21 protein-coding genes are annotated in these 22,001 nt (G+C 39.9%); 16 read left to right on the top strand and 5 right to left on the bottom strand.

Annotation, left to right across the window (positions count from 1 at the left end; all coding sequences use genetic code 11):
- Positions 1–2: 2 nt before the first annotated feature.
- Positions 3–1,496 (bottom strand): glucose-6-phosphate dehydrogenase, encoded by a 1,494-nt coding sequence (gene zwf / locus LC090_RS14130; RefSeq protein ID WP_226658674.1) that lies wholly within the window; start codon positions 1,494–1,496, stop codon positions 3–5.
- A 397-nt stretch (positions 1,497–1,893) separates the two neighbouring features.
- Here zwf and LC090_RS14125 point away from each other — a divergent pair, with 397 nt between their 5' ends.
- The 3 genes from LC090_RS14125 (at position 1,894) to deoD (ending at position 4,037) form a co-directional block, all read left to right on the top strand.
- A complete protein-coding gene (locus LC090_RS14125; RefSeq protein ID WP_226658673.1) occupies positions 1,894–2,508 on the top strand; it encodes a hypothetical protein in 615 nt (204 codons plus the stop codon).
- 121 nt (positions 2,509–2,629) lie between these two features.
- On the top strand, positions 2,630–3,160 hold the full coding sequence (locus LC090_RS14120; RefSeq protein WP_226658672.1) for a DUF420 domain-containing protein: 531 nt from the start codon (positions 2,630–2,632) through the stop codon (positions 3,158–3,160).
- Positions 3,161–3,326: 166 nt separating this feature from the next.
- Positions 3,327–4,037: a purine-nucleoside phosphorylase gene (gene deoD / locus LC090_RS14115; RefSeq protein WP_226658671.1), complete on the top strand. Its 711-nt coding sequence runs from the start codon at positions 3,327–3,329 to the stop codon at positions 4,035–4,037.
- A gap of 273 nt (positions 4,038–4,310) precedes the next feature.
- On the opposite strand, the gene LC090_RS14110 is transcribed toward deoD, so the two are convergent.
- Complete coding sequence (locus LC090_RS14110) at positions 4,311–4,928, bottom strand: NAD(P)-dependent oxidoreductase (protein WP_226658670.1); 618 nt, start codon at positions 4,926–4,928, stop codon at positions 4,311–4,313.
- A gap of 239 nt (positions 4,929–5,167) precedes the next feature.
- Between LC090_RS14110 and LC090_RS14105 the strand changes: the two genes are divergently transcribed.
- On the top strand, positions 5,168–6,364 hold the full coding sequence (locus tag LC090_RS14105) for a M20 family metallopeptidase (protein WP_226658669.1): 1,197 nt from the start codon (positions 5,168–5,170) through the stop codon (positions 6,362–6,364).
- Between the two features lie 19 nt (positions 6,365–6,383).
- On the top strand, positions 6,384–8,225 hold the full coding sequence (locus LC090_RS14100) for a helix-turn-helix domain-containing protein (protein ID WP_226658668.1): 1,842 nt from the start codon (positions 6,384–6,386) through the stop codon (positions 8,223–8,225).
- 1 nt (position 8,226) lies between these two features.
- Here LC090_RS14100 and LC090_RS14095 read toward each other — a convergent pair whose 3' ends face one another.
- Positions 8,227–8,511 carry a hypothetical protein gene (locus tag LC090_RS14095; protein ID WP_226658667.1) on the bottom strand — a complete coding sequence of 95 codons (285 nt, stop codon included), beginning with the start codon at positions 8,509–8,511 and terminating at the stop codon, positions 8,227–8,229.
- Positions 8,512–8,740: 229 nt separating this feature from the next.
- On the opposite strand from LC090_RS14095, the gene LC090_RS14090 reads away from it, so the two are divergent.
- Complete coding sequence (locus LC090_RS14090; RefSeq protein ID WP_226658666.1) at positions 8,741–10,531, top strand: ATP-binding protein; 1,791 nt, start codon at positions 8,741–8,743, stop codon at positions 10,529–10,531.
- Between the two features lie 47 nt (positions 10,532–10,578).
- Here LC090_RS14090 and LC090_RS14085 read toward each other — a convergent pair whose 3' ends face one another.
- Together LC090_RS14085 and LC090_RS14080 are read right to left on the bottom strand one after the other, a co-directional pair.
- Complete coding sequence (locus LC090_RS14085; RefSeq protein ID WP_226658665.1) at positions 10,579–10,812, bottom strand: helix-turn-helix domain-containing protein; 234 nt, start codon at positions 10,810–10,812, stop codon at positions 10,579–10,581.
- Positions 10,787–11,275, bottom strand: a complete 489-nt coding sequence (locus tag LC090_RS14080) for a universal stress protein (protein WP_226658664.1) — start codon at positions 11,273–11,275, stop codon at positions 10,787–10,789. The genes LC090_RS14085 and LC090_RS14080 overlap by 26 nt, the downstream gene beginning before the upstream one ends.
- Before the next feature lie 398 nt (positions 11,276–11,673).
- On the opposite strand from LC090_RS14080, the gene LC090_RS14075 reads away from it, so the two are divergent.
- From LC090_RS14075 to aceA, 10 genes are all read left to right on the top strand, one after another.
- Entirely contained in the window at positions 11,674–12,603 is a 930-nt protein-coding gene (locus LC090_RS14075; RefSeq protein WP_226659375.1) for a metal ABC transporter solute-binding protein, Zn/Mn family, read from the top strand.
- Between the two features lie 19 nt (positions 12,604–12,622).
- Positions 12,623–13,378: a metal ABC transporter ATP-binding protein gene (locus LC090_RS14070; protein ID WP_226658663.1), complete on the top strand. Its 756-nt coding sequence runs from the start codon at positions 12,623–12,625 to the stop codon at positions 13,376–13,378.
- A gap of 12 nt (positions 13,379–13,390) precedes the next feature.
- Positions 13,391–14,755, top strand: coding sequence for an iron chelate uptake ABC transporter family permease subunit (locus tag LC090_RS14065; protein WP_226658662.1), 1,365 nt, complete (start codon positions 13,391–13,393; stop codon positions 14,753–14,755).
- Positions 14,752–15,636 carry a metal ABC transporter permease gene (locus LC090_RS14060; protein WP_226658661.1) on the top strand — a complete coding sequence of 295 codons (885 nt, stop codon included), beginning with the start codon at positions 14,752–14,754 and terminating at the stop codon, positions 15,634–15,636. The genes LC090_RS14065 and LC090_RS14060 overlap by 4 nt, the downstream gene beginning before the upstream one ends.
- A 286-nt stretch (positions 15,637–15,922) precedes the next feature.
- Positions 15,923–16,762, top strand: coding sequence for a DUF1206 domain-containing protein (locus LC090_RS14055; RefSeq protein ID WP_226658660.1), 840 nt, complete (start codon positions 15,923–15,925; stop codon positions 16,760–16,762).
- Positions 16,763–16,783: 21 nt separating this feature from the next.
- Positions 16,784–17,113, top strand: coding sequence for a thioredoxin family protein (locus LC090_RS14050; RefSeq protein WP_226658659.1), 330 nt, complete (start codon positions 16,784–16,786; stop codon positions 17,111–17,113).
- Between the two features lie 107 nt (positions 17,114–17,220).
- Entirely contained in the window at positions 17,221–18,609 is a 1,389-nt protein-coding gene (locus LC090_RS14045) for a M48 family metallopeptidase (RefSeq protein WP_226658658.1), read from the top strand.
- A 52-nt stretch (positions 18,610–18,661) separates the two neighbouring features.
- The gene (locus LC090_RS14040; RefSeq protein ID WP_226658657.1) at positions 18,662–19,159 is read left to right on the top strand and encodes a DinB family protein; all 498 of its coding nucleotides are present in this window, start codon (positions 18,662–18,664) and stop codon (positions 19,157–19,159) included.
- A gap of 361 nt (positions 19,160–19,520) precedes the next feature.
- On the top strand, positions 19,521–20,567 hold the full coding sequence (locus tag LC090_RS22180) for a hypothetical protein (protein ID WP_226658656.1): 1,047 nt from the start codon (positions 19,521–19,523) through the stop codon (positions 20,565–20,567).
- A gap of 30 nt (positions 20,568–20,597) precedes the next feature.
- Positions 20,598–21,878, top strand: coding sequence for an isocitrate lyase (gene aceA / locus LC090_RS14030; protein WP_226658655.1), 1,281 nt, complete (start codon positions 20,598–20,600; stop codon positions 21,876–21,878).
- The last annotated feature ends 123 nt before the right edge of the window (positions 21,879–22,001 follow it).

Genomic DNA, 22,001 nt, shown 5'->3' with positions numbered 1-22,001 from the left:
CTTTACTCTTTAGGTAATGGCCACCAGTGCAGGTTGTCTTTCTCTAGAAGTTCATCTGCAGCTTTTGGTCCCATTGAACCAGCCGGGTAGTTCGGGAAGTCTTTTTCTTTCTCATTTGCCCACGTAACTGAAATTGGGTCAATGAACTGCCATGAGAGAGCAACTTCATCCCAACGAGCAAAGTTTGTTGCATCTCCACGCATGACGTCGTGTAGAAGACGTTCATAAGCTTCTGGGGAGTTCATATTGTTTTCCTGGTTGTTGTTGAAATTCAACTGAATTGGCGTTGTTTTACGCATATCTCCAGTATCTTTTGCATTCAAGTGAAGAGTAATGCCTTCTTCAGGTTGAATGTGGATAACAAGAATATTCGGTCCCAGTTTACCACTTTCATTTTTATAAAGATTCATTGGTAAGTCTTTAAATTCAATCAAAATTTTAGTGGATTTGTTCGTCATGCGTTTCCCAGTACGAATATAGAATGGCACGCCTGCCCAGCGGAAATTATCAATCATCAGTTTCGCCGCAACAAATGTCTCCGTATTCGATTCTTTGTCAACGTTGTCTTCCTCGCGATACCCTGGAAGCGTTTCGCCATCGACTTCGCCTTGTTTATATTGACCGCGAACGAAGTAGTCGTTTACTTCTTCCGGTTTAACCGCTCTAAGCGCGCGAAGTACTTTCACCTTCTCACCGCGAATTTCTTCTGTTGAGAGGCTAACAGGCGGTTCCATTGCAAGAAGTGAAACCATTTGAAGCACATGGTTTTGAACCATATCACGAAGGGCACCGGATTTTTCATAGTATCCTCCACGTGTCTCAACACCGACCGTTTCACTAGAAGTGATCTGGATATTGGATATGTGTCGACTGTTCCATAGTGGTTCAAACATCGAATTGGCGAAACGAATCGCTTCGATATTCTGCACCATTTCTTTTCCTAAGTAGTGATCAATACGATAAACTTCATCTTCAGAGAAGACTTGACGAATTTCATCATTCAGCTTTTGAGCTGATGGGAAATTGTGGCCAAAAGGTTTTTCAATAACAAGACGGTTAAAGCCTTCTCCATTTGTTAAACCTTCAGAATCTAGATTTAGTGCAATTGTTCCAAAGAATTCTGGCGCCATGGCCATGTAAAAAATACGATTTCCTGGAATATTAAATTTCTCATCAAGCGATTGTGTTAATTCATTTAATTCCTGGTAAGATTCTTTCTTCGTTACATCAAATGGTTGGTAGAAGAAGTGACTGCTAAATTCCTCATGCTTGTCATCTTTATCCATGCATGCCGTATGTACAACAGAATCATGAACATTTGCACGGAATTCTTCATTCGTAAGCTGTCTTCTTGCTACTCCTACTACAGCGAAATCCTCAGCAAGTACACCTTTGCAATAGAGGTTATACAGTGATGGGAATAGCTTGCGTTTGGCAAGATCTCCTGTCGCACCGAATATAACGATAACAGAAGCCTGTTTTGATGGTTGATTCATCTTTGTGACCTCACTTTTTCATTATTGCTGTTCCAGAGGGAACGTATGGAAGGAACAGTGAATTCCCTACTTCATCAGTAAAGATAATACTCATCAAATGCTGATCAGATGATATCGATCCCGTAACAGAACTTGTTACCGGGTTCCCAAGTAAAAATTTTATAGCTTTTTCGCGTTAAAATCAAATTGTGTGATTGCAGAGAAACCAGTATGTTACCGATTGAAATGAATACTCAAATCCTGTAAGCGATACCATGATGATTACCTTGGGGAAAGAGGTGGTCAGGACTTTTATAAGGGAAAGATTCATCTTTTTCCTGAGAAATAGAATGGTTGGTTTTAATTGTGGCGAATATAAGTAGAAAGGGAATGAGAGTGAACTGGGAGGATGAGTAAGATGATTCGAGCACTGATAATCTTCTTCCTATTTTTTAGCATCATGATCGGCTGTGCCATTGAGAAACCCCAGGATCCTGGAGTAGTCGAGGCAGATCGTCCGGTCTCTGTTCAAAGCATCGCTATGAAAAAAGCGTATTTTGTGTTAAATGCGTTGAAAGAAAAAGAGATGGAAGAAATCTCTCGCTCTGTTCATCCACAAAAAGGAGTGTTGTTTTCTCCTTATGGAACGGTCGATAAGAAACGCGCGCAGGTATTGATGCCTGCTCAAGTGAAAGAGTTATTCCAAGTGAAAAATCAAAAGCAGCTTGAATGGGGAACGGAACCGGGCAAAGGAGAACCAATTCGCCTTACCCCCAATGCTTATTTTGATCAATATGTGTATGATGCAGAATTTAGTGAGACTGAGCTTGTGACATATGATGGGACATATCAAAAAACAAATAGCATTCAGAACATTAAGGAAACCTTTCCGAATAGTCATTACGTCGAGTTTTATGTACCTGGATCGGAAGAATTTGAAGGAAGGAACTGGAAAAGTCTTAAGCTGGTCTTTTCCGAACATCATCATGATTTTTATTTAGTGGGCATTGTCCATGATCAATGGATGCCTTAATGTGAACAAAACGTGTCACTGAATGGAATTTTACGTGTGAGATGTGTCACATAGGTTGCTCATTTCAACAAACTTTCTTATCCTTAATAAGTAGATTAATGAGATAAGGAGAAGGACTCTTATGAATGATGTAAAACAACGAAATTATACACCATGGATTGTCGGGCTTTCCATTGCAGTCAATGTGCTTGTGGTCATCCTTTTTTTTCTACCAGAATATAGCGGAGATGTAGGATTCGATATTACGCTTCTGCCGTTGCTTAACGCGGTGTTTAATAGCTTTACTTTTGTATTTTTAGTAGCTGCTCTCATCTTTATTAAGCAGAAAAATATTAAATTGCACAAGCGATTTATCTTCGCGGCCTTTACAACGACAGCGCTGTTTTTAGTATCTTATGTCACGTATCATGGATTGTCTGAATCCACTTCTTTCGGTGGTGAAGGCCTGATTCGGCCCATCTATTTCTTTATTTTAATAACACATATTATTCTTGCAGCAGCGATTGTTCCCCTTGCTTTAATTACGGTAACTCGTGGACTTAACATGCGAGTAGAGAAGCACAGGAAGATTGCAAGGTGGACAATGCCACTATGGTTATATGTGAGTATTACGGGCGTCGTCGTTTACCTCATGATATCTCCGTACTACTGATGAAGCATCAAAAAAACAGGCAAATGCCTGTTTTTTTTGTATAGAAAAAGAACTGCATGGTGCAGCACGGTAGGGGAGAGACTAACATTGTGCGAATGAATGTAGCATATCCTTTCATCTTATGCTACTTTTGATAGTGAACGTATTTATTCAAGGAGGTACAACAATGAGTGTCCATATTGGTGCAAAACAGGGAGAGATTGCAGAAACAATTTTACTACCAGGAGATCCGCTTCGTGCAAAATATATTGCTGAAACATTCCTAGAAGATGTTGTTTGCTATAACGAAGTCAGAGGGATGCTTGGGTATACGGGTACATATAAAGGTGAACGAATTTCTGTGCAGGGAACAGGAATGGGTGTACCTTCCATTTCAATTTACGTAAATGAGCTTATTCAAAGCTATGGTGTAAAGAACTTAATTCGAGTTGGCACATGTGGCGCGTTGAAGAAAGAAGTGAAAGTAAGAGACGTTATTCTTGCGATGAGTGCCACTTCTGATTCTGGTGTCAACCGTCTTCAATTTAATGGCATGGACTTTGCTCCAACAGCTGATTTTAACCTTCTAAAAAATGCTTATGATGCTGCAGCTGAAAAGGAAATGAGTGTTCATGTAGGGAATGTGTTTACAAGTGATTCCTTCTATCGTGATAACCCAGAAATATTCCAACAGCTTGCTGACTATCAAGTGCTAGGTGTTGAAATGGAAACTTCCGCTCTTTATACGATCGCAGCAAAATATGGCGTGAATGCACTGACCGTACTGACCGTTAGTGATCATATTGTAACGGGCGAAGAAACGACTTCAGAAGAGCGTCAAACAACATTTAAAGAAATGATGATTATTGCGCTTGAAGCAGCTTTAAAACAGAAATAAGTTAAAGAGAAGACGAGCATATTGCTCGTCTTCTTTTTTTATTAGAATGTTACGATGAGAGATTTAATTTCAGAAGATACAGGGGAAATAAGCCGAAATTCATTGGTTAAATTGTTGCTAAGAACATTCAACAAAAAACAGATGGCGTTAGTAAGGAATTAAAAGAAAATCTAACGGATCGTCCTGGTTTAGGTGAATGTATGCGACAGTCACTCACTTATGAAGAATGGTCTTCGTTCAAGTTGACGTGACATTTAAACGTACAGCCAGTAGCTAGTAAGCGATTCCGACCCTTTTGGCAAGATGGTTCTTTTCAATGAGCTCTTGATAGACAAAGTTAGCGGTGTCTCCGGTTGAGATTTCTCGTCCATTTTCAGGCAGGTAATCTTCTTCAATTCGATATTGACCTTGTGCCTCACCTTCTGGTAAATAAGTTGGGCATATAATTGTCCAGTCTAGCCCACTTTGATTGAGCATCTCATAAACAGCGAGATGCTCTTCTGCTGCTCGCGTCGTTTTCCGTTTAGATTCGGATGATTGGAAGCGATATACGGAAGGTTCCATACGACTGTTTAGTATGCCAGCGGTTCCAACCGTAAGGATGCGCTTGATCCCATTTTTTTTCATAGTCTTTATTAAGAGCGGAGTGCTATCAGATAAAGTGGTTGTTTTATCTGTCCCGAGTGCACTGACAATCACGTCAATTCCCTCGCTTGCCTTCATAAGATCCGTTTCTTTTAACACATTTCCTTCAACAATCTTTACCCCTTCTTTCGTCTTAAGCCTTTCCTGTGATCTCACAAGAACAGTTACGTTATGGTGATCGGCGAGAGCATGTGTTAATACTTTGCTACCTACCCGGCCAGTAGCTCCTAAAATCAAAACATTCATTCTATATCCTCCTCATTCGTATCTTCCTCTTATTTTAGAAAATGAAAGGATTCATTGCAAATAAGGCGATTACGTTGCAAGAGTAGTAGTAATGAGTCGTTTGATGCATTTCAAGATATTTCACAATAGATTTGCAAGAAACACTTATAAAGTTCAGAATTTTTGTTAAAATACTCGTAACGTATCTAGCATAAACGAAATCATTCTTGCTTTAGATAGAGGAGAGGGGAAGATCTTACATGAGAAAAGCGCTTTTTGAGAGATTAGAAGAGTTATACCCACAAATGGTTGAACTGAGAAGAGAGCTTCATCAGCATCCTGAGCTTTCTTTCCACGAAGTTCACACGCCGAAACGAATCGAAGCGTTTTATAAACAGCTTGGTATTCCTATTCGAACGGAAGTAGGTGGAAGAGGTGTAGTGGCGGTACTTGAAGGAGGCTTGCCGGGTAAAACAGTAGGCCTACGAGCGGATTTTGACGCTTTACCGATAAATGATGAAAAATCTGTTTCTTATAAATCGACTGTTCCTGGTGTGATGCATGCGTGTGGACATGACGGACATACATCAACACTACTCCACCTTGCGAAAGCATTGAATGAAGAGCGTCACCAGTTAGCGGGAAGCATTGTTTTTATCCATCAATTCGCAGAAGAAATCACACCAGGTGGAGCAAAACCGATGATTGAAGATGGATGCCTTGATGGGGTAGATGCCATATTTGGAACCCATCTTTGGTCTGGCTTCCCTACAGGAACGGTTGCATATAAAACGGGACGTATAATGGCAGCAGCAGATTCATTTGAAATTGTCGTTAAAGGAAGAGGCGGACATGGGGGAATTCCGCATGAAGCAGTTGATGCGATTGTTATAGCGAGTCAATTAGTTAGTCAGCTACAGCAAATCGTAAGTCGATTTATCAACCCTGGTCATACAGCTGTATTATCAATTGGCTCTTTTCATGCAGGTTCTGCATTTAACGTCATTTCAGAAACGGCGACGCTAAAAGGAACTGTTCGTACCTTTGATCAAGAGGTGAGAGAAAAGATCGTCACGTTAATGGAACGGATGATTAAAGGGACATGTGACAGTAGCGGGGCTGATTACTCGTTTACTTATGATCGTGGGTATCCTCCAGTGGTAAATCATGAAGCAGAAACGGTCTTGTTAAAGGAAGCGGCCGAAAGAGTAGCGGACGTGAAAGATGTTACAGAAACAGAGGCATTGATGGTTGGAGAAGATGTCGCTTATTATCTTGAAGAGGTACCCGGAACCTTCTTTTTAACAGGGGCAGGAAATGAAGAGCTAGGGGCAACCTATCCTCACCACCATCCCAAGTTTGATATCGATGAAAAGGCGATGTTGATTGCTGCAAAAACGCTTGGTGAAGCAACACTATCTTACTTAGAGCAAGAAGCAGAAGAGGTTAAGCGTTAAAAAAAGGAGGAGGAAACGCATGGCGAGAGGGTTGCTTGAAAATGAAGCAGAACTAAGTATAAGACAACTACATGTATTGATGCAAGTGTCCAGGATCTTTAACTCATCACTTGATTTTTATGCGGTTATTCAATCCGTTATTGAAGAAGCCGTCTCAGTCATCGATGCTGCAGATGGGGGCGTGCTATTTTTATATGATGATGAACGAAAAAGATTAAAAGTAGCTGGATCGACTGGATTCCGAAAGAAAACGGTAAATGAGGTATTGCTTAAATCTGGAGAATCCATGACAGGACTAGCATTTCAAAGGAAAGAAACCTTGCATTTTAGAACAAATCTTGAAGTAGAAGAAGCGATGAAAACGATGACACCTCAAAATGCAACGCTCTACCATCAGTCGGCTGATGACTTACCAATGAGCACCATATGCATTCCAATTATGAAAGAAGATAGTTGTACAGGGGTAATCGTGTTAGATCGGTTTAATCAAGAAAAGTCTTTCAAAGAAGACGATATACGATTAGTAGAAGCGATCTCATCTCAGGCTGCAATTGCCATTATGAATGCGGAACTGTATCGAAACAAAGAAGCTTCCTTGCAAAAATTAAAGCAATTTAACCAAACAATGATCAACCAAAATGAACGTTTATCAAAATCAGTAGAAACTCATCATGCTTTATCGGATATTGGGATGAATGAAGGATCTTTTCAAGAAATTTGTTCTTATCTGACGAAATCAATTGGTAAAACCGTTGTGATTTTTGATCCATTTGGTGAAGTGACTGCTTCGAGTCACAAGGAATGGCCTTCAAACAGCAATTTGCAAACGATGATTATCAAGCATTTAAATACGATTCAGTATAAAAAACATGAAGTGGAAGTCGATCATGCGAAGGAAGATTTTTTGTTATTTCCACTTGGTAGACTTTCTTTTCCGCTTGGTTACCTGGCGATCATTTCGGAATCGCTTCCGCTTACAAGGTTTGAACACTCCGCTGTTTTCCATGCATGTACGGTGGCAGGTCTTCAATTAATGAAACAAGAAGCAGAACATAAAGAACAGCAGCGGTTAACTGGAGAGCTTCTCATTCATCTCCTTTCCACACATGAGGAGGAAGCTGACTTAAACTTTTTTGCCGATCGTCTTCGTACTGATTGGGAGGATTATTTTACTGTTGCCGTTCTCGATGTTCCGCCATGTGAACAAGGACATGAAGAGTGGATGCGGAGTTGTATTCATGCATCTATTCGTCACCTACTTCATAAAAACGATACAAAATTGCTCGTTACGGAGTGGGGAAGGCAGATTGTGATCCTGTTTCATGAGGATCGTTTTGGCGGAATTGAGTCCTGTGTAGGATCGATTAACCGTTTTATTCAAGATTTTAAAGAATTAACGGCAAGGATTACCTCTGAAAAAATGTGTAGAATCGGAATTGGTAAACCAGTCAAAGGGATCCTTACGGTGGATCAATCATTTGAGGAAGCAAAAAAAACCATTAAGTTTCTAGAACGGTTTACGTTCGCAGGGCATTCATCGTGGTATGGAGAAATTGGAGCCCTTCGCCTCCTCTTAAATAACAATGAGGATGATCTTGCGAATTATGCACTTGAGTATCTCTCTCCCTTACTTGCTTACGAAAAGCGACGCAAAGGAGAGCTTTTTCAAACATTGTTTGTTTACTTATCAACCGGACAGGATTTAAAAAACGCTTCTGAACAGCTCCATGTTCATGTGAATACGATGAATTATCGGATCCAGCGCATTCAAGAAATCTTATCCATTAATTTTAACGAACCATCCGATCTTATGAATATACAAGTAGCTTGTACGATTTACCGCTATTTGTTTGAAGCGTAAATTATTCATCATCCGGCTGGAGATAAGGACGAAGTTTTCGAACATATCTTCGAATATCAAATAAAAGTTTTGCTTGTAACTTTTTATTTTCTTCAAAAGTTTGGATATGGGCGATGGAAGGGAAGGAACCATGCTCATTGAATTGAACTGGAATTCGCCCTGTTTTTTCTAACTCTCCATTTTCTCGATTGATGACTTCAACTTCAACGGAAGCTTCAAATGTATCTGGGATGTGATGGTCTTCGAGTCGTTTCACATGTTGGACTTTAAATAATATTTGAGCCATTGCAAATCCTCCTTCCCATACCTTTACCCATTCTTACAAAAAAATAGCCGTATAAACGAGTGAGAACAGCCGATCGATTCAGGCTGTTTTTACTTGTTGAAAGCGATTTAATAAAAACAACTTATGTGCAAATGTGGAAGGATTTTGAAAGTTTTTGTCTAATTGGTAATTAGCATACATGAAATCAAATGAGTAGAATGTCGATATCTAAAATGGAGTGGAGTAAATAATGGAAAGTCTCACCTATGAGTTTCATTTTTTTCTTATTGTCATTTCGATTTTAATGGTCGTGAGCTATACTTATGTGGCATTCGACTTTCATGAAAAAGCATGCACAATGACACTAACTTATCGAAAACTCTGGGTGTTTGGAAGCTCGCTTGCGATGGGTACTGGCATCTGGATTTTGCAATATCTCGTATTATTAGGACTATCTATAGCGGATGCTTCTTTTTATGCACCATGGTTTGTAGGTATGTCTTTAGTTGTTCCAGTGATAGGATCTCTCTTAGGCTTTATAATGCTCTCATCTAAGTGGCAACTAAAGCAAATTGTAGGAGCAAGCGTATCGATTGCCTTATCACTATTGCTTTTGCAAATCGTCAGTGCACATTATTTATTAGGGGTTACTTATCAAATAGAAGACTGGTGGAGAATCATTCTCCCTTTGTTAATGGCTTTTTTCTCAACTGTTAGTAGCTTATGGGTCGTTTATGGCACTTTCAATGAAAAGAATAACTACTGGGGGAAAGTGTTAGGCGCCATTATCTTTGGACTTGGAACGCTTGCAGTTCATTATTTTACAATGATTACTTCTTCTGTAGATACTAGATTTCAAGTAGAGAGCTATAGTGAAAATTCCCTTTTACAATATGTTGCTTTAACTGGTATTTTTATTATTTCTGTACTAATTTTAATTCGTATGGTCCGAAATCAAAAGCTTGAAAGTCAAGAGGCCATGCTTCGAGAAAGCGAAAGAAAGTATCACTCTCTTGTTGAAAATAGTCCTGACGGCATTATGCTTTTAGATGTAAATGGCCGTATTTTAAATATCAATCCCTCTTTAGAACGAATGAGTGGGTATACGGTAAAAGATGTTCGTGACAAATCGAGTCTACATTTTCTGGAAAAACGATACTACGAGCAAACATCGAATTGTTTTGAGAGGACAAAAAAAGGCGTTCCACAAAAATGCGAATCAGCTATTGTTCATCGTAACGGCCATTCTATTCAGGTGAAATTGATCTCTATTCCTCATATCATCGATGATTTGATGCAGGGTATTATTGTCATCGTGGAAGATATTACAGAATTAAAGGAAACAGAAGCACTACTAAGACGCTCTGAAAAATTAACTGCTGTCGGTGAGCTTGCTGCGGGAGTGGCCCATGAAATACGCAATCCCCTGACTTCATTAAAAGGATTCGCAAACCTTGTTTATAACGCTTCTTATGATGAGAAATCAAAAGAGTTTCTGCAAATTATGCTTTCAGAAATTGATCGGATTAATTTTATCGTTAGTGAATTTATGCTCCTTGCAAGGCCACAGGAGAAAGAGTTTACAAAGAGTGATCTGGTTTCTCTACTTAGACATGTCATATCCTTGTTGAAATCTCAGGCAATACTAAAAAACATTGAGATACGTCCTCAATATGATTATGAAGAATTTCCTATCCTTGGTGAAGAAAATCAATTAAAACAAGTGTTTGTTAACATCTTAAAGAATGCCATTGAAGCGGCTGACGGTGGTGTGATCTTTGTAAAAGTAACTAGAAATGATAAAGGTGATGCCCTCATCATTATCCGAGATCAGGGAGTGGGAATCCCTGAACATCAGTTGCCAAGAATAGGGGAACCTTTCTATACATTAAAGGAAAATGGTACGGGTCTTGGGCTTATGGTAAGCTTTAGTATTATTGAAAATCATAATGGGAAAATGAATTTAGCAAGTGTGGAGGGTGAGGGAACAACGGTCGAAGTTTCATTACCGATCTATGAAAGGGAATTAGTGGAGACATAAGAAAAAGCGCTGTTATGACAGCGCTTTTTCTTATGGTTTTATTTATACTAGATTCCTGAGTCTGCTTTTTTTAACGCATCAATCGTATCTTTTTCAAGAAATTCAGAAGCTGGTATATCGAGAGCGGTGGAGATCTTTAACAATGTTTGGACATCGGGTTGATAACGATTTTCCTCAATTTTTTGCATAAGGCCTGAACCAATCCGAACTTTTACAGCCAATTCCTGAATGGTCATATTTGCTTCGAGCCGATGTTTACGTATTTTGTCTGCTATGTTCATTTTGTGGCCCCTCCTTACCTAAAACTTTTATGCCTCGTACCACCATCACATCACAAGTAGCATTTCGTGTAATGTGCTCAGAAACACTGCCCATAAGCAATCTCTCAACACGGTTCATGCCAGTTGCCCCACATACAATTAAGTCTATGTTGTTTTGCGGAGCAATTGTTTTGGCGATTTTCACTTTCGGTGATCCATATTCAATTACAGTTTTAACATTTGTGACTCCAGCAATCATAGCCTTTTCTTCGTATTCTTTTAATAACCGTTTTCCGAAATCCTCAGCTCGTTCAGTAGCAATATCATAAAGTTCAAATGTGGAAAAATTTCTCGTATCAATTACGTGTGCAATGATTAGGGATGCCTGATCTTGAATAGAAAGTTCAACCGCTCGTGAAAAAGCGACCTCAGCAGATTCAGAACCATCAACAGCAACAAGTATGTTTGTGTGTTTAACACTCATTTGCAATCCCTCCAATGTAAATTCTTTTTCTTTCTATTTTCATTGTAGATGGTTTAGCTGTAAAAAACTGTGATGTTTCTCACACCCCTAGTGAAAACTTCTATTTTTTCATTAGTAAGAAGAAACGAATGTTGACAAATGTGCGCGCATGCGATAGTTTTGCAATAAGGAAACAATTGTGCAATGGGGCATGAGGTCGGTTCATAAAGTTCTTTACACATATTTTTTTGTTCTAAAGTTGCATTAAGGAAAGAAATATTCATAAAGTGAAGAATAGAGCTTTAAAGCAACTATTTTTCACAAGAGAGAATTGGAAAAGCACCTCAACAGTAGTAAGCCCATAGGTTAGCTTAAAGCTTTTGTATCGGAATAAATGAATGAAGGAGAGATTAATGAAAATGAAGAAATGGTTTGGGTTTTTAGTTGGAGCATCCCTGTTCTTACTAATTTTAACAGGGTGTAACAGCACCGAAGCGAACAAAGAAAGTGACGGCAAGATTAAAATTACGACAACCATTGGTCAAATCGGTGATATTGCAAAAAATATAGGAAAAGAACATGTTTCAGTTGAGTCTTTAATGGGCCCTGGAATTGATCCTCATTTATATAAAGCTTCTCAGGGAGACATTAATAAACTATCGAAGGCAGATATCATTTTATATAATGGCCTTCATCTAGAAGGAAAAATGGGAGATATCTTTGCAAAAATGAAAGAAGATAAACCGACTTATCCCGTCGCAGAAGCCATCCCTAAAGATAGGTTACTTGTCGATCAGTCCAATGCAGCAGCTGTCGATCCGCACGTATGGTTTGATATTGAACTTTGGCAATATGCCGTAATGGAAGTTCGCGAAGCCTTAATTGAGTATGATCCTGATCATAAAGCAGATTATGAGGAAAATGCAGAAACCTATTTAAATAAATTAAAGCAATTAAAAGAAGAAGCTCAGGAAAAAATGAATGAAATACCAGAAGAGAGTCGGGTCCTTGTAACAGCTCATGATGCATTCCAATATTTTGGTCAGGCGTATGGGATGGAAGTTAAGGGTCTACAGGGGTTAAGTACTGATTCAGAGTATGGCCTAAGAGATGTGCAGAATCTCGTAAATGTTCTCGCTGATCGAAATATAAAAGCGGTCTTTATTGAAAGCAGCATTTCAGAACGATCAATCAATGCTGTAGTAGAAGGAGCAAAAGAAAAAGGTCATGATGTGAAAATTGGTGGAGAACTTTATTCAGATGCTATGGGAGAAAAAGGATCACCTGAAGGAACGTATATAGGAATGTATCGCCATAACATTGAAACGATAGCTCAGGCTTTGAAATAGAAGAGAGGGGAATATGAAAATGAATCCAATACAAGTTTCAAATTTAACGGTGGCCTATGATCGTAAACCGGTTCTTCAAGAAGTAACATTTCAAATGCCTGAAGGAAAGTTAATTGGTGTCGTAGGTCCGAACGGTGCGGGAAAATCAACGCTTATTAAAGCTATTTTAGGATTGATTCCGACGGCATCCGGGTCTGTAGAGATCTATGGTAAAGCTTATCGTACCCAACGAAAGTTAGTCGGGTATGTCCCACAGCGAGGGTCGGTCGACTGGGATTTTCCGACCAATGCTCTTGATGTCGTCTTAATGGGAAGATATGGGCATATTGGATGGTTTCGTCGACCTGGAAAGAAGGATACGGCTATTGCCATGCAAGCCCTAGATAAAGTAGGAATGAAAGAATATGCCGGTCGGCAGATTAGCCAACTGTCAGGGGGGCAACAGCAAAGAGTTTTTCTCGCAAGAGCTCTTGCTCAAGATGCAACGGTTTACTTCATGGATGAACCATTTGTAGGGGTGGATGCTGCAACGGAGAAAGCAATCATTTCGTTATTAAATGAGTTAAAAGCACAGGGGAAAACAGTCCTTGTTGTGCACCATGATTTACAGACGGTCAAAGAGTATTTTGATTGGACACTTCTCTTAAATAAGCGAAAAATTGCGCTTGGACCAACAGAAGAAGTGTTTACAGTCGATCACTTACAAAAAACATATGGAGGTCGTCTAGCCTTTCTTGATACTCAGGTTAGTCCTTCCTATGTGGTGCAGCCTTAGGGGGGACCAGGTATGTTTTATGAATTACTTTCAACATTACAAGATGCCAACACGCAGTGGGTCCTTTTAGGCACAATTCTTCTCGGGATTGCAAGTGGTGTTCTTGGAAGTTTTGCGCTTTTACGAAAGCAAAGTTTGATAGGTGATGCGATGGCACATGCTGCCCTTCCTGGCATTTGTCTAGCCTTCTTACTCTATGGAACCAAATCGATTGGGTGGTTTTTGGTTGGCGCAGCGTTATCTGGTTTGCTGGCAACCTATTTTATTCAGGTCATTATTAACCATTCTCGCATCAAGGAAGATACGGCGATTGGGCTTGTTCTATCAGTTTTTTTCGGGTTTGGTATTGTTTTACTAACAAAGATTGCACAAACTGAAAATGGAAATCAAAGTGGGCTAGATGACTTTATTTTTGGTCAGGCAGCGTCACTTGTAGGAAATGATGTTCGCGTCATTTCTGCCATAGCTATCGTGCTCCTGCTTGTTACTTGGTTATTGTTTAAGGAATTAAAGTTGTTTACTTTTGATCGTCAATTCGCAAAAGGGATTGGGTTACCGACGGGACTTCTAAATGGACTGTTAATGACCTTAATCGTGAGTGCTGTTGTGATTGGACTTCAAGCAGTTGGGGTTATTTTAATGGCAGCCATGCTGATCACTCCTGCCATTTCGGCAAGATATTGGACGGATCGACTTGATCGCATGGTCATCGTCGCTGGGACGATCGGAGCATTGTCAGGTATGCTCGGAACGATATTAAGTTCGATGGCAAATCGACTTCCAACGGGGCCAGTCATTGTTCTTGCAGCAACCGTCATCTTTTTAATCTCACTTATCTTTGCTCCACATCGAGGTTTAGTATCAAAAGGATTAAAGCTCTATCGAATACGTAAAATCGTTGCGAGAGAAACCGTCCTTCAAACGCTGTACGATCTTTCCGAAGAAGTAAGCATAACGAACAAAAAAATTCGTTTCTCAAAGGAAGCTCTTCTCTCTCGAAGAAAAATGACGGTTCGGAAGCTTGATTCCAATCTAAAACGACTTCAAAAAGAAGGTTATGTTCATCATATAAAAGACATGTGGTCCTTAACAGAGTCTGGCGGATCTAAAGCTTATGAGATTGTATTCAATAATCGCTTATTTGAGATATATACCATGTATGAAATGAAATTCGCTTCTCTTCAATTCGCTGCGAATGATGTTTGGGACTATAGAAATATTGATTCATCCACTCTTAAGGAGCTTGAACAACTGATGGCTATTCATGAGCGGACACCAAAGCTTGCGCCCAAATATTTTGGTAAGGGAGAAACGTTTCGCAAGGAAAATTCATCTCAAAGTGCGAAAAAACGCAAGAAAGAGGTGAAGTCACTATGAGTTATGGAGCATGGATTATGCTTACGGGATCGCTTGTAGGTGTATCATGTGGCATCATTGGGTGTTTTCTAATATTAAGAAAAATGGCGATGCTTGCTGATGCCATTAGCCATACCGTTTTGCTTGGCATCGTGCTTGCTTACCTTGTTAGTCATTCATTAGAAGGCATTTATATGCTAATTGGTGCAGGGATTATCGGATTGTTGACTGCTTTTCTAGTGCAGGTGCTCCATTCTAGTGGGGTACAGTCCGATGCAGCAATCGGCGTTGTTTTCACTTCTTTATTTGCATTTGGTGTAATCCTGTTGTCAGCTTTTGCTGGTAAAGTCCACCTTGATGTTAATCATGCTTTAATGGGAGAAATTACATTTATTCCATGGAATACCTTGACGATTGGTGGAGTGGATCTAGGTCCATCAGCCGTTTGGATGCTTGGAATTGTGCTGATTATTAATCTGATTTTGATCTTTCTTTTTTATAAAGAGATTAAGATCAGTTCATTTGATCCAGCGATGGCTACAGCTATTGGAATTCCCGTCATGTTCATTCACTATTTGTTAATGTCGATGGTTTCCATTACGACGGTTGCTTCTTTTGATAGCGTTGGAGCGATCCTTGTCGTTGCCATGTTAATTGTACCAGGAGCTACTGCCTATCTATTGACAGATAAGTTGCTCGTGATGCTTTTGATTAGTGCAGTGATTGGTGTCCTTTCAGCAATAGGGGGTTATTATGCTGCACTTGTATGGAATATTTCTATCTCGGGATCAATGGCCTCGATTGCAGGACTGATTTTCGCCACAGCATTTATTCTATCGCCGCGACACGGCTTATTGTCAAAGCTACTTGCAAGGAAAAGCATTATTTCTGAGCGAACTTAACTGTTTAACGCGATGAATCAGAAAAGAAATGATTCGAAACTATATGAAAATTTGGTGATCTATAGTATAGTAAAGAAACGCGATAGCTTGTGCCCACAAGTCTATCTCCTCAATTAGCAGCCCTGTAAGCGAATGCTGGATTCGCTTACAGGGCTATTTTTTTATAGCTAAGATAAATATCCCTAATAATGGATAGAGAAAATCATACCCTTTTAGATTGAAAGTAATGATAACTGGGAATAGAGAGAGAGGATAAATGATTCGAGTATACGGAAGGGGAATTGAGATGGAAACAGGTACAGCAGCAAAACACAAAGCAAAACAGGCATCAAACGATGTAAAACCCTGGATTAGAGGGCTAGCAAGAATGGGGTACGCAGCAAAAGGTGTGGTGTATTTAATTATTGGAATTCTAGCATTTCAGGCAGCGCTTGGTCCTGGAGGAAAAACCACAGATTCAAAAGGGGCATTCGTAACAATTGCTGGAAAACCTTTTGGAGAAGCTCTTTTATGGGTACTTATTGTAGGATTAATCGGTTACTCTGTATGGAAAGGGCTCCAAGCGATTAAGGATCCCGATAATTATGGAAACGATACGAAAGGTATTTTAATTCGCATTGGATTTTTTGGCGCTGGCATTATTCATTTATTCCTTGCTTATAACGCTGTTTCAATTATTACACGAGCCGGAAGTTCATCTTCAGGCGGGAAACAATCGATGTCTGCTAAACTATTAGAACAGCCTTTTGGTCAGTGGATTATTGGATTTATCGGTTTAGGTTTTATTGGATTTGGCATTTATCAGGTAATTAGAGGATATAAGAAATCTTTCATGAAACAGCTAAAACAATATGAAATGCATAATCAGGAAGAATGGTGGGGCAAGCGTGCTGGCCAAATTGGTCTTGCGGCTCGTGGTATTGTCTTTATAATGATGGGTGTTTTCTTTATCCAGACTGCGATTTCAGCTAATCCTGATAAAACAAAAGGACTTGATGGTGCACTTGCAGAATTAGCAAAACAGCCATACGGTGCGATATTGCTTGGTTTAGTAGCCATTGGATTTATTGCTTACGGCATTTTTATGTTTGTTAAAGGAAAGAATAGACGAATGAATCTTTCTTAATCACGATCATAGAGTTAGAAGGTGAGCAAGCTGAAACAAATTACCCTTGATGAGGCGAAAGAAGGAATCGAAAAGAATCGCCTTTACTTTCTGTACTTATACGGAACGAACTGCTCGGTGTGTCATGCACTGTTGCCTCAGGTAGAAGAAGTACTGAAGGATTTCCCACAAATAAAGCGAGAAAAGCTCAACGTTCATGAAATTCCAGCAGCGGCTGGTGCGTTTTCTGTGTTTACAATTCCCGTCCTGCTTCTTTATGTGAATGGAAAGGAAAGCATAAGAGAAGCACGGTTTGTAAATATAGAATCGTTCCGTTCTTCGCTGAATCGTATTGTTTCGATATTGGACTGAAAAACACTCTTATAGAGTGTTTTTTTGTTGGAAAAGCATATACACTCTAATGGAAAATTCAGTATACTGAACATATCTCTTTAAGAAAGGAATTATGTGACAGTAGAATGAATGATTCGAAACAATTAACTTCAAACTCTGAAACATCTCTTTTTGTTATCTTACTCGTTTTTAGCATCATGGCTTATCTTTTTCTGCTGTTTTCTGTCATTGGGGTTGTGATTATCCTGGTTCTCTGGTTTATTTCTTTCATGAGTAATGGGCTGTTTCTTGGACAAATTCGAAGCAACGGTGTGAAGATATCAGATAGCCAGTATCCTTTCATTCATCAAACGGTACAAGAGTTATGTAGGGAGATGGACATTCTAAAAGCTCCTAATGTTTATGTGATTGAATCTGCTGGGATCTTAAATGCATTTGCGACACGATTATTAGGAAGAAATTTCGTCGTGCTTTATTCTGATATTTTTGAGCTGATTGAAGAAGAAGCGGAAGAAGAGGTCACGTTTATTCTTGCTCATGAACTAGCACACATTAAACGCAATCATATCATGAAACAACTTCTTCTTTTGCCAGGAAATCTTGTGCCGTTTCTAGGTTCTGCTTATTCAAGGGCATGTGAATTTACATGTGATCGAATGGGAGCTCACTATATTAAGAGCGGTGAGCGTGCAGGAAATGCCTTAATGATTCTCGCTGTAGGAAAGCGTTTGTATCAAAGTGTTAACAAGGATGTCTATATCGAGCAGCTCCAAACAGAGAAAAGTTTTTTTGTATGGCTAAGTGAGCTGCTTTCTACTCATCCCCCTCTACCAAAACGCATCGCAGCAGTTGAGACTTTTATGACGATGCGTGAAAAGACGTATTTTCCCGCTCCTCGTAAGAAAATACTCATTCTTTCACTTGTTGCTTTTCTATTCATAGTAGGTGGCGTTGGATCAGCCGTCGTTGCTTCGATCATGATTCCGTCGCTAGCTTCTGTGAGTGAAGAGGAAAGGACATTTACTGATGGTGAAGTTACTGGGGTAACCCCATTGATGGAGGCCATTATGTCACAAGATGAAGAAGAATTCGAATCACACATTTCAGCAGGTAATTTGGAGGCTATTGATTCGGATGGTTGGAATGCGCTACATTATGCGGCACAGTATCCGGAGAAGGAGCAGATGCTTGAGTCGTTACTGGATCTCGGGATGGAGCCTAATGCCGTAGATTTATATGGAATCAGCCCTTTAATGATCACCAGTCGAAATGGTGATGTTACTAAAGTTGAACTTCTTCTTGAAGCTGGCGCAGATCCGAATCTTATGGATCAAGATGGTTGGACATCGCTCATATATACAGCTTATATGGAGCCGGAGAATCGTGAAGAAATTTATGAGATACTCCTTTCTGGCGGAGCGGATCCTTATCATGTAGATGAATCAGGTTATTCAGCTATGGACTATGCCGCAGATGCAGGCAACGATGAAGATATTAGGCTTCTTTCAGAATAGTGCATTGAAGAGGAAAGCCCACTTAATAAATGATACGAAAGGCGGTATTGAAATGAATGATTCTCAACTGTTAAAGCAATTTACGTTTTGGCGTTACCGTACGATTCAAGCTTTAGAGGCAACGACTGAAGAGCAAGCCGATCGTCTTCCTGAAGGTTTTACAAATACAGTTCGATGGAATTTGGGTCATATTCTGGTAACGGCCGAGTTTGCTTTAAGTCGTTTTACTGAAATACAAAATAATCTCCCAGTTTCTTACACTACACTATTCAAAGCTGGTACGAGGCCGGACGAATGGACGGAAACTCCGCCATTACTTAGTGAAATAAAGCACCACTTACTAGAACAGAATACTCGGATGAACGAATTGGATGGTAAATTAAACGATCCACTACAGAGTGAATTTTCAATCGGGTCTTATTTGAAACTCGAAACCATTGGAGAGCTTCTGTTATTTTTAATGAACCACGAAAATCTTCATCTTGGAACAATTAGTGGAATCAAACGAGCCCAGGGAATGAAAGAACTCTGGAAAAAAGAAACTGTATGATAACAGAGTAAAACGCGTGTATAGCACGCGTTTTTTTGTTTGGACACAAATAAAGTTCGAAAAAGAACTTGCTAAAGGCAGTACTTTGTCATAATCACAAGTTTTTAAAATTTTCTAAAAAAAGGTTGAACACTTTTGAAAAGTTGTTATATAATACTAACAAATAAAACAAATTGTATTATAACAGATGGAGGGAATTAAAAATGGATTGTTACACTTGTTATGGAAATGGCGAGCTTGAATGTCCACATTGTCATGGGAAAGAAAGAAAGAGTGAAGGCTGTCACCACTGCGAAGGAGAAGGGTGCATTGGTTGTCATCGCTGTAACAGTAGCGGAAGACTTGAATAGGAGGGGAAGCTGTGCTTGATGAAGTGATTGAAAGCGCTAACGTTCATAGAAGTAGCTTACTGACACAGGAGGCGATGGTGTTTTTAGAGAAGCTCCATCGTCGCTTTCATCAAGATCTGCAACAGTTAGACGAACAGCAACATCGAACATTCGTCGAAAGTAAGCAGCTGACGGAAACTCAGCAGATAAGGAATGCGAATTGGGAAGTTAAGCCTGTTCGAAAAGATCTTCAAGATCGACGCGTCATTCTCAAAAGTTCAGCCACTAATATAGAAACAGTATTGGACTCCCGGCAACCTGGGACCAATCTTTTCATAGCTGATTATTCCTATGAGTCGTTGTCTCTTAATGATCGTTTGAACGCACAGGAACTTGTGAAGAAGTTTATTCATCAGAATTTTTTCCACACCGTTCCGAAACCAATGGCCGTCATGATTACCCCTTCTGACTGGAGAAGAAATGACGATCTAAATGGTTTATGTCTATCAGCTAGCCTTGTGGATTTTGGTCTTTATATCTTTCATCATACCGAAACATTAGTAAGGAATGGTTCAGCTCCATATCTTTGCTTAAAAGGGCTGGCGACTTATGAAGAAGCACGATGGTGGAATACATTGATTTCTTATTTAGAAAGAGAACAGAATTTAAAAGAAGGAACCATTAAAGCGAGTATCTCCATTACAGGGGAAAACGTTCATCACTTAGAAGAAATACTTTATGAGTTGCGTGATCATTGTGCTGGGATTCATTTAGTAGCAGAAGATGGCAGGGGGATAACGGACGTCGCAAGGTACGTAATCAGTATCGGTCACAAGCGAAAAACACACGTGATACGAGAAGGTCTTGCTAGTGAAAGAAACACAAATGCAGATCTTTTTGAACAGGGAACGCGTGAAGCCGTAGAAGGGTTTGATGGTATATGCGTGACAGATCCCGATCTGCTTAAGATGATGGAGGGAATCTGGAATCACTATATGCCTGAACCAAATCAAATCTGGAAGAAGCGCCAGGAGTACTTAAATTTATTAAATGGTTCAAATCAAACCACGGTTGTATAAAAATTTAACTAAATCTAGGGGGAAATGATAATGACAAAGCTAACGGCGGCATCAATTCAAGAAAACTGGAAGCAAGAGCGTTTTAAAGGAATCGAACGTCCATATTCACCTGAGGATGTGCTGAAGTTACAGGGTTCTATTCAAATTGAGTACACCCTTGCAAAAAGAGGGGCAGAACGCTTATGGAAGCTTGTTAATGAAGAGGATTTCGTTAATGCGTTAGGCGCTTTAACTGGTAACCAGGCTGTTCAACAGGTGAAAGCTGGCTTAAAAGCCATATACTTAAGCGGTTGGCAAGTAGCCGCAGATGCAAATGTTTCAGGGCAAATGTATCCGGATCAAAGCTTATATCCGGTGAATAGCGTTCCGCAAGTTGTAAAGCGAATTAATCAAGCTCTCCAACGCGCAGATCAAATTGAACATTCAGAGGGAATTCATGATCGTGATTGGTTTGTACCTATTGTTGCCGATGCAGAAGCTGGATTTGGCGGAGCGTTAAACGTGTTTGAACTTATGAAGTCAATGATTGAAGCTGGTGCAGCGGCAGTCCATTTTGAGGATCAGCTATCTTCTGAGAAGAAATGTGGTCACCTCGGAGGGAAGGTTCTTCTTCCTACGCAACAGGCTGTCAAAAATTTAATTTCAGCACGTTTAGCTGCAGATGTAATGGGCGTGCCGACGTTAATTATTGCAAGGACGGATGCTAACGCAGCGAACTTAATTACAAGTGATGTCGATCAATATGATGGTGAATTTCTAACAGGAGAACGTACTCCTGAAGGGTTTTTCTACACGAAACCAGGACTTGATCAGGCGATTGCAAGAGGTCTTGCTTACGCACCATATGCCGACCTTATTTGGTGTGAAACATCTGAACCAAATTTAGAAGAAGCTCAAAAATTCGCAAATGCGATTCATGAGCGCTTCCCTGGTAAACTACTCGCTTATAACTGTTCCCCTTCATTTAACTGGAAGAAGAAGCTTGATGATGAAACGATTGCTAAATTCCAGCGTGAATTAGGAAAAATGGGCTACAAGTTCCAATTTGTCACACTTGCTGGATTCCATGCTCTAAACCATAGCATGTTCGAGCTTGCAAGAGATTACAAGGACCATGGTATGGCGGCGTACTCAAGACTTCAACAAGCTGAATTTGCGAGCGAAGCAGATGGCTATTCTGCTACAAGACATCAGCGTGAAGTTGGAACAGGTTACTTTGATGCTGTATCACAAGTGATTACAGGTGGAACTTCCTCCACTACTGCTTTAAAAGGCTCCACTGAAGAAGAACAGTTCACTTCATCGAAATAAAAGAAAAACCGGCTGAATTTCAGCCGGTTTTTGTATGCAATTCGGTATTACATTGGAAATGGGTGAGAAAAGGTACTAGCTAATCGGATTATGTGAGGAAAATATACATATTTCCGCGATCTT

The organism is Guptibacillus hwajinpoensis, assembly GCF_020524165.1.
Taxonomy (GTDB): domain Bacteria; phylum Bacillota; class Bacilli; order Bacillales; family Guptibacillaceae; genus Guptibacillus; species Guptibacillus hwajinpoensis_D.
Note: the sequence above shows the minus strand (reverse complement) of the source record. Positions and strands in the feature narration are given on the sequence as shown.

Excerpts from the sequence above, each read along its gene's own strand:
- aceA (WP_226658655.1), top strand. The coding sequence starts at position 20,598 with ATGACAAAGCTAACGGCGGCATCAATTCAAGAAAACTGGAAGCAAGAG.
- LC090_RS14075 (WP_226659375.1), top strand. The coding sequence starts at position 11,674 with ATGAAGAAATGGTTTGGGTTTTTAGTTGGAGCATCCCTGTTCTTACTA.
- LC090_RS14040 (WP_226658657.1), top strand. The coding sequence starts at position 18,662 with ATGAATGATTCTCAACTGTTAAAGCAATTTACGTTTTGGCGTTACCGT.
- LC090_RS14070 (WP_226658663.1), top strand. The coding sequence starts at position 12,623 with ATGAATCCAATACAAGTTTCAAATTTAACGGTGGCCTATGATCGTAAA.
- LC090_RS14090 (WP_226658666.1), top strand. The coding sequence starts at position 8,741 with ATGGAAAGTCTCACCTATGAGTTTCATTTTTTTCTTATTGTCATTTCG.
- zwf (WP_226658674.1), bottom strand. The coding sequence starts at position 1,496 with ATGAATCAACCATCAAAACAGGCTTCTGTTATCGTTATATTCGGTGCG.
- LC090_RS14055 (WP_226658660.1), top strand. The coding sequence starts at position 15,923 with ATGGAAACAGGTACAGCAGCAAAACACAAAGCAAAACAGGCATCAAAC.
- LC090_RS14120 (WP_226658672.1), top strand. The coding sequence starts at position 2,630 with ATGAATGATGTAAAACAACGAAATTATACACCATGGATTGTCGGGCTT.
- LC090_RS14100 (WP_226658668.1), top strand. The coding sequence starts at position 6,384 with ATGGCGAGAGGGTTGCTTGAAAATGAAGCAGAACTAAGTATAAGACAA.
- LC090_RS14095 (WP_226658667.1), bottom strand. The coding sequence starts at position 8,511 with ATGGCTCAAATATTATTTAAAGTCCAACATGTGAAACGACTCGAAGAC.
- LC090_RS14085 (WP_226658665.1), bottom strand. The coding sequence starts at position 10,812 with ATGAACATAGCAGACAAAATACGTAAACATCGGCTCGAAGCAAATATG.
- LC090_RS14125 (WP_226658673.1), top strand. The coding sequence starts at position 1,894 with ATGATTCGAGCACTGATAATCTTCTTCCTATTTTTTAGCATCATGATC.
- LC090_RS14080 (WP_226658664.1), bottom strand. The coding sequence starts at position 11,275 with ATGAGTGTTAAACACACAAACATACTTGTTGCTGTTGATGGTTCTGAA.
- LC090_RS14045 (WP_226658658.1), top strand. The coding sequence starts at position 17,221 with ATGAATGATTCGAAACAATTAACTTCAAACTCTGAAACATCTCTTTTT.
- LC090_RS14065 (WP_226658662.1), top strand. The coding sequence starts at position 13,391 with ATGTTTTATGAATTACTTTCAACATTACAAGATGCCAACACGCAGTGG.
- LC090_RS14060 (WP_226658661.1), top strand. The coding sequence starts at position 14,752 with ATGAGTTATGGAGCATGGATTATGCTTACGGGATCGCTTGTAGGTGTA.
- deoD (WP_226658671.1), top strand. The coding sequence starts at position 3,327 with ATGAGTGTCCATATTGGTGCAAAACAGGGAGAGATTGCAGAAACAATT.
- LC090_RS14105 (WP_226658669.1), top strand. The coding sequence starts at position 5,168 with ATGAGAAAAGCGCTTTTTGAGAGATTAGAAGAGTTATACCCACAAATG.
- LC090_RS14110 (WP_226658670.1), bottom strand. The coding sequence starts at position 4,928 with ATGAATGTTTTGATTTTAGGAGCTACTGGCCGGGTAGGTAGCAAAGTA.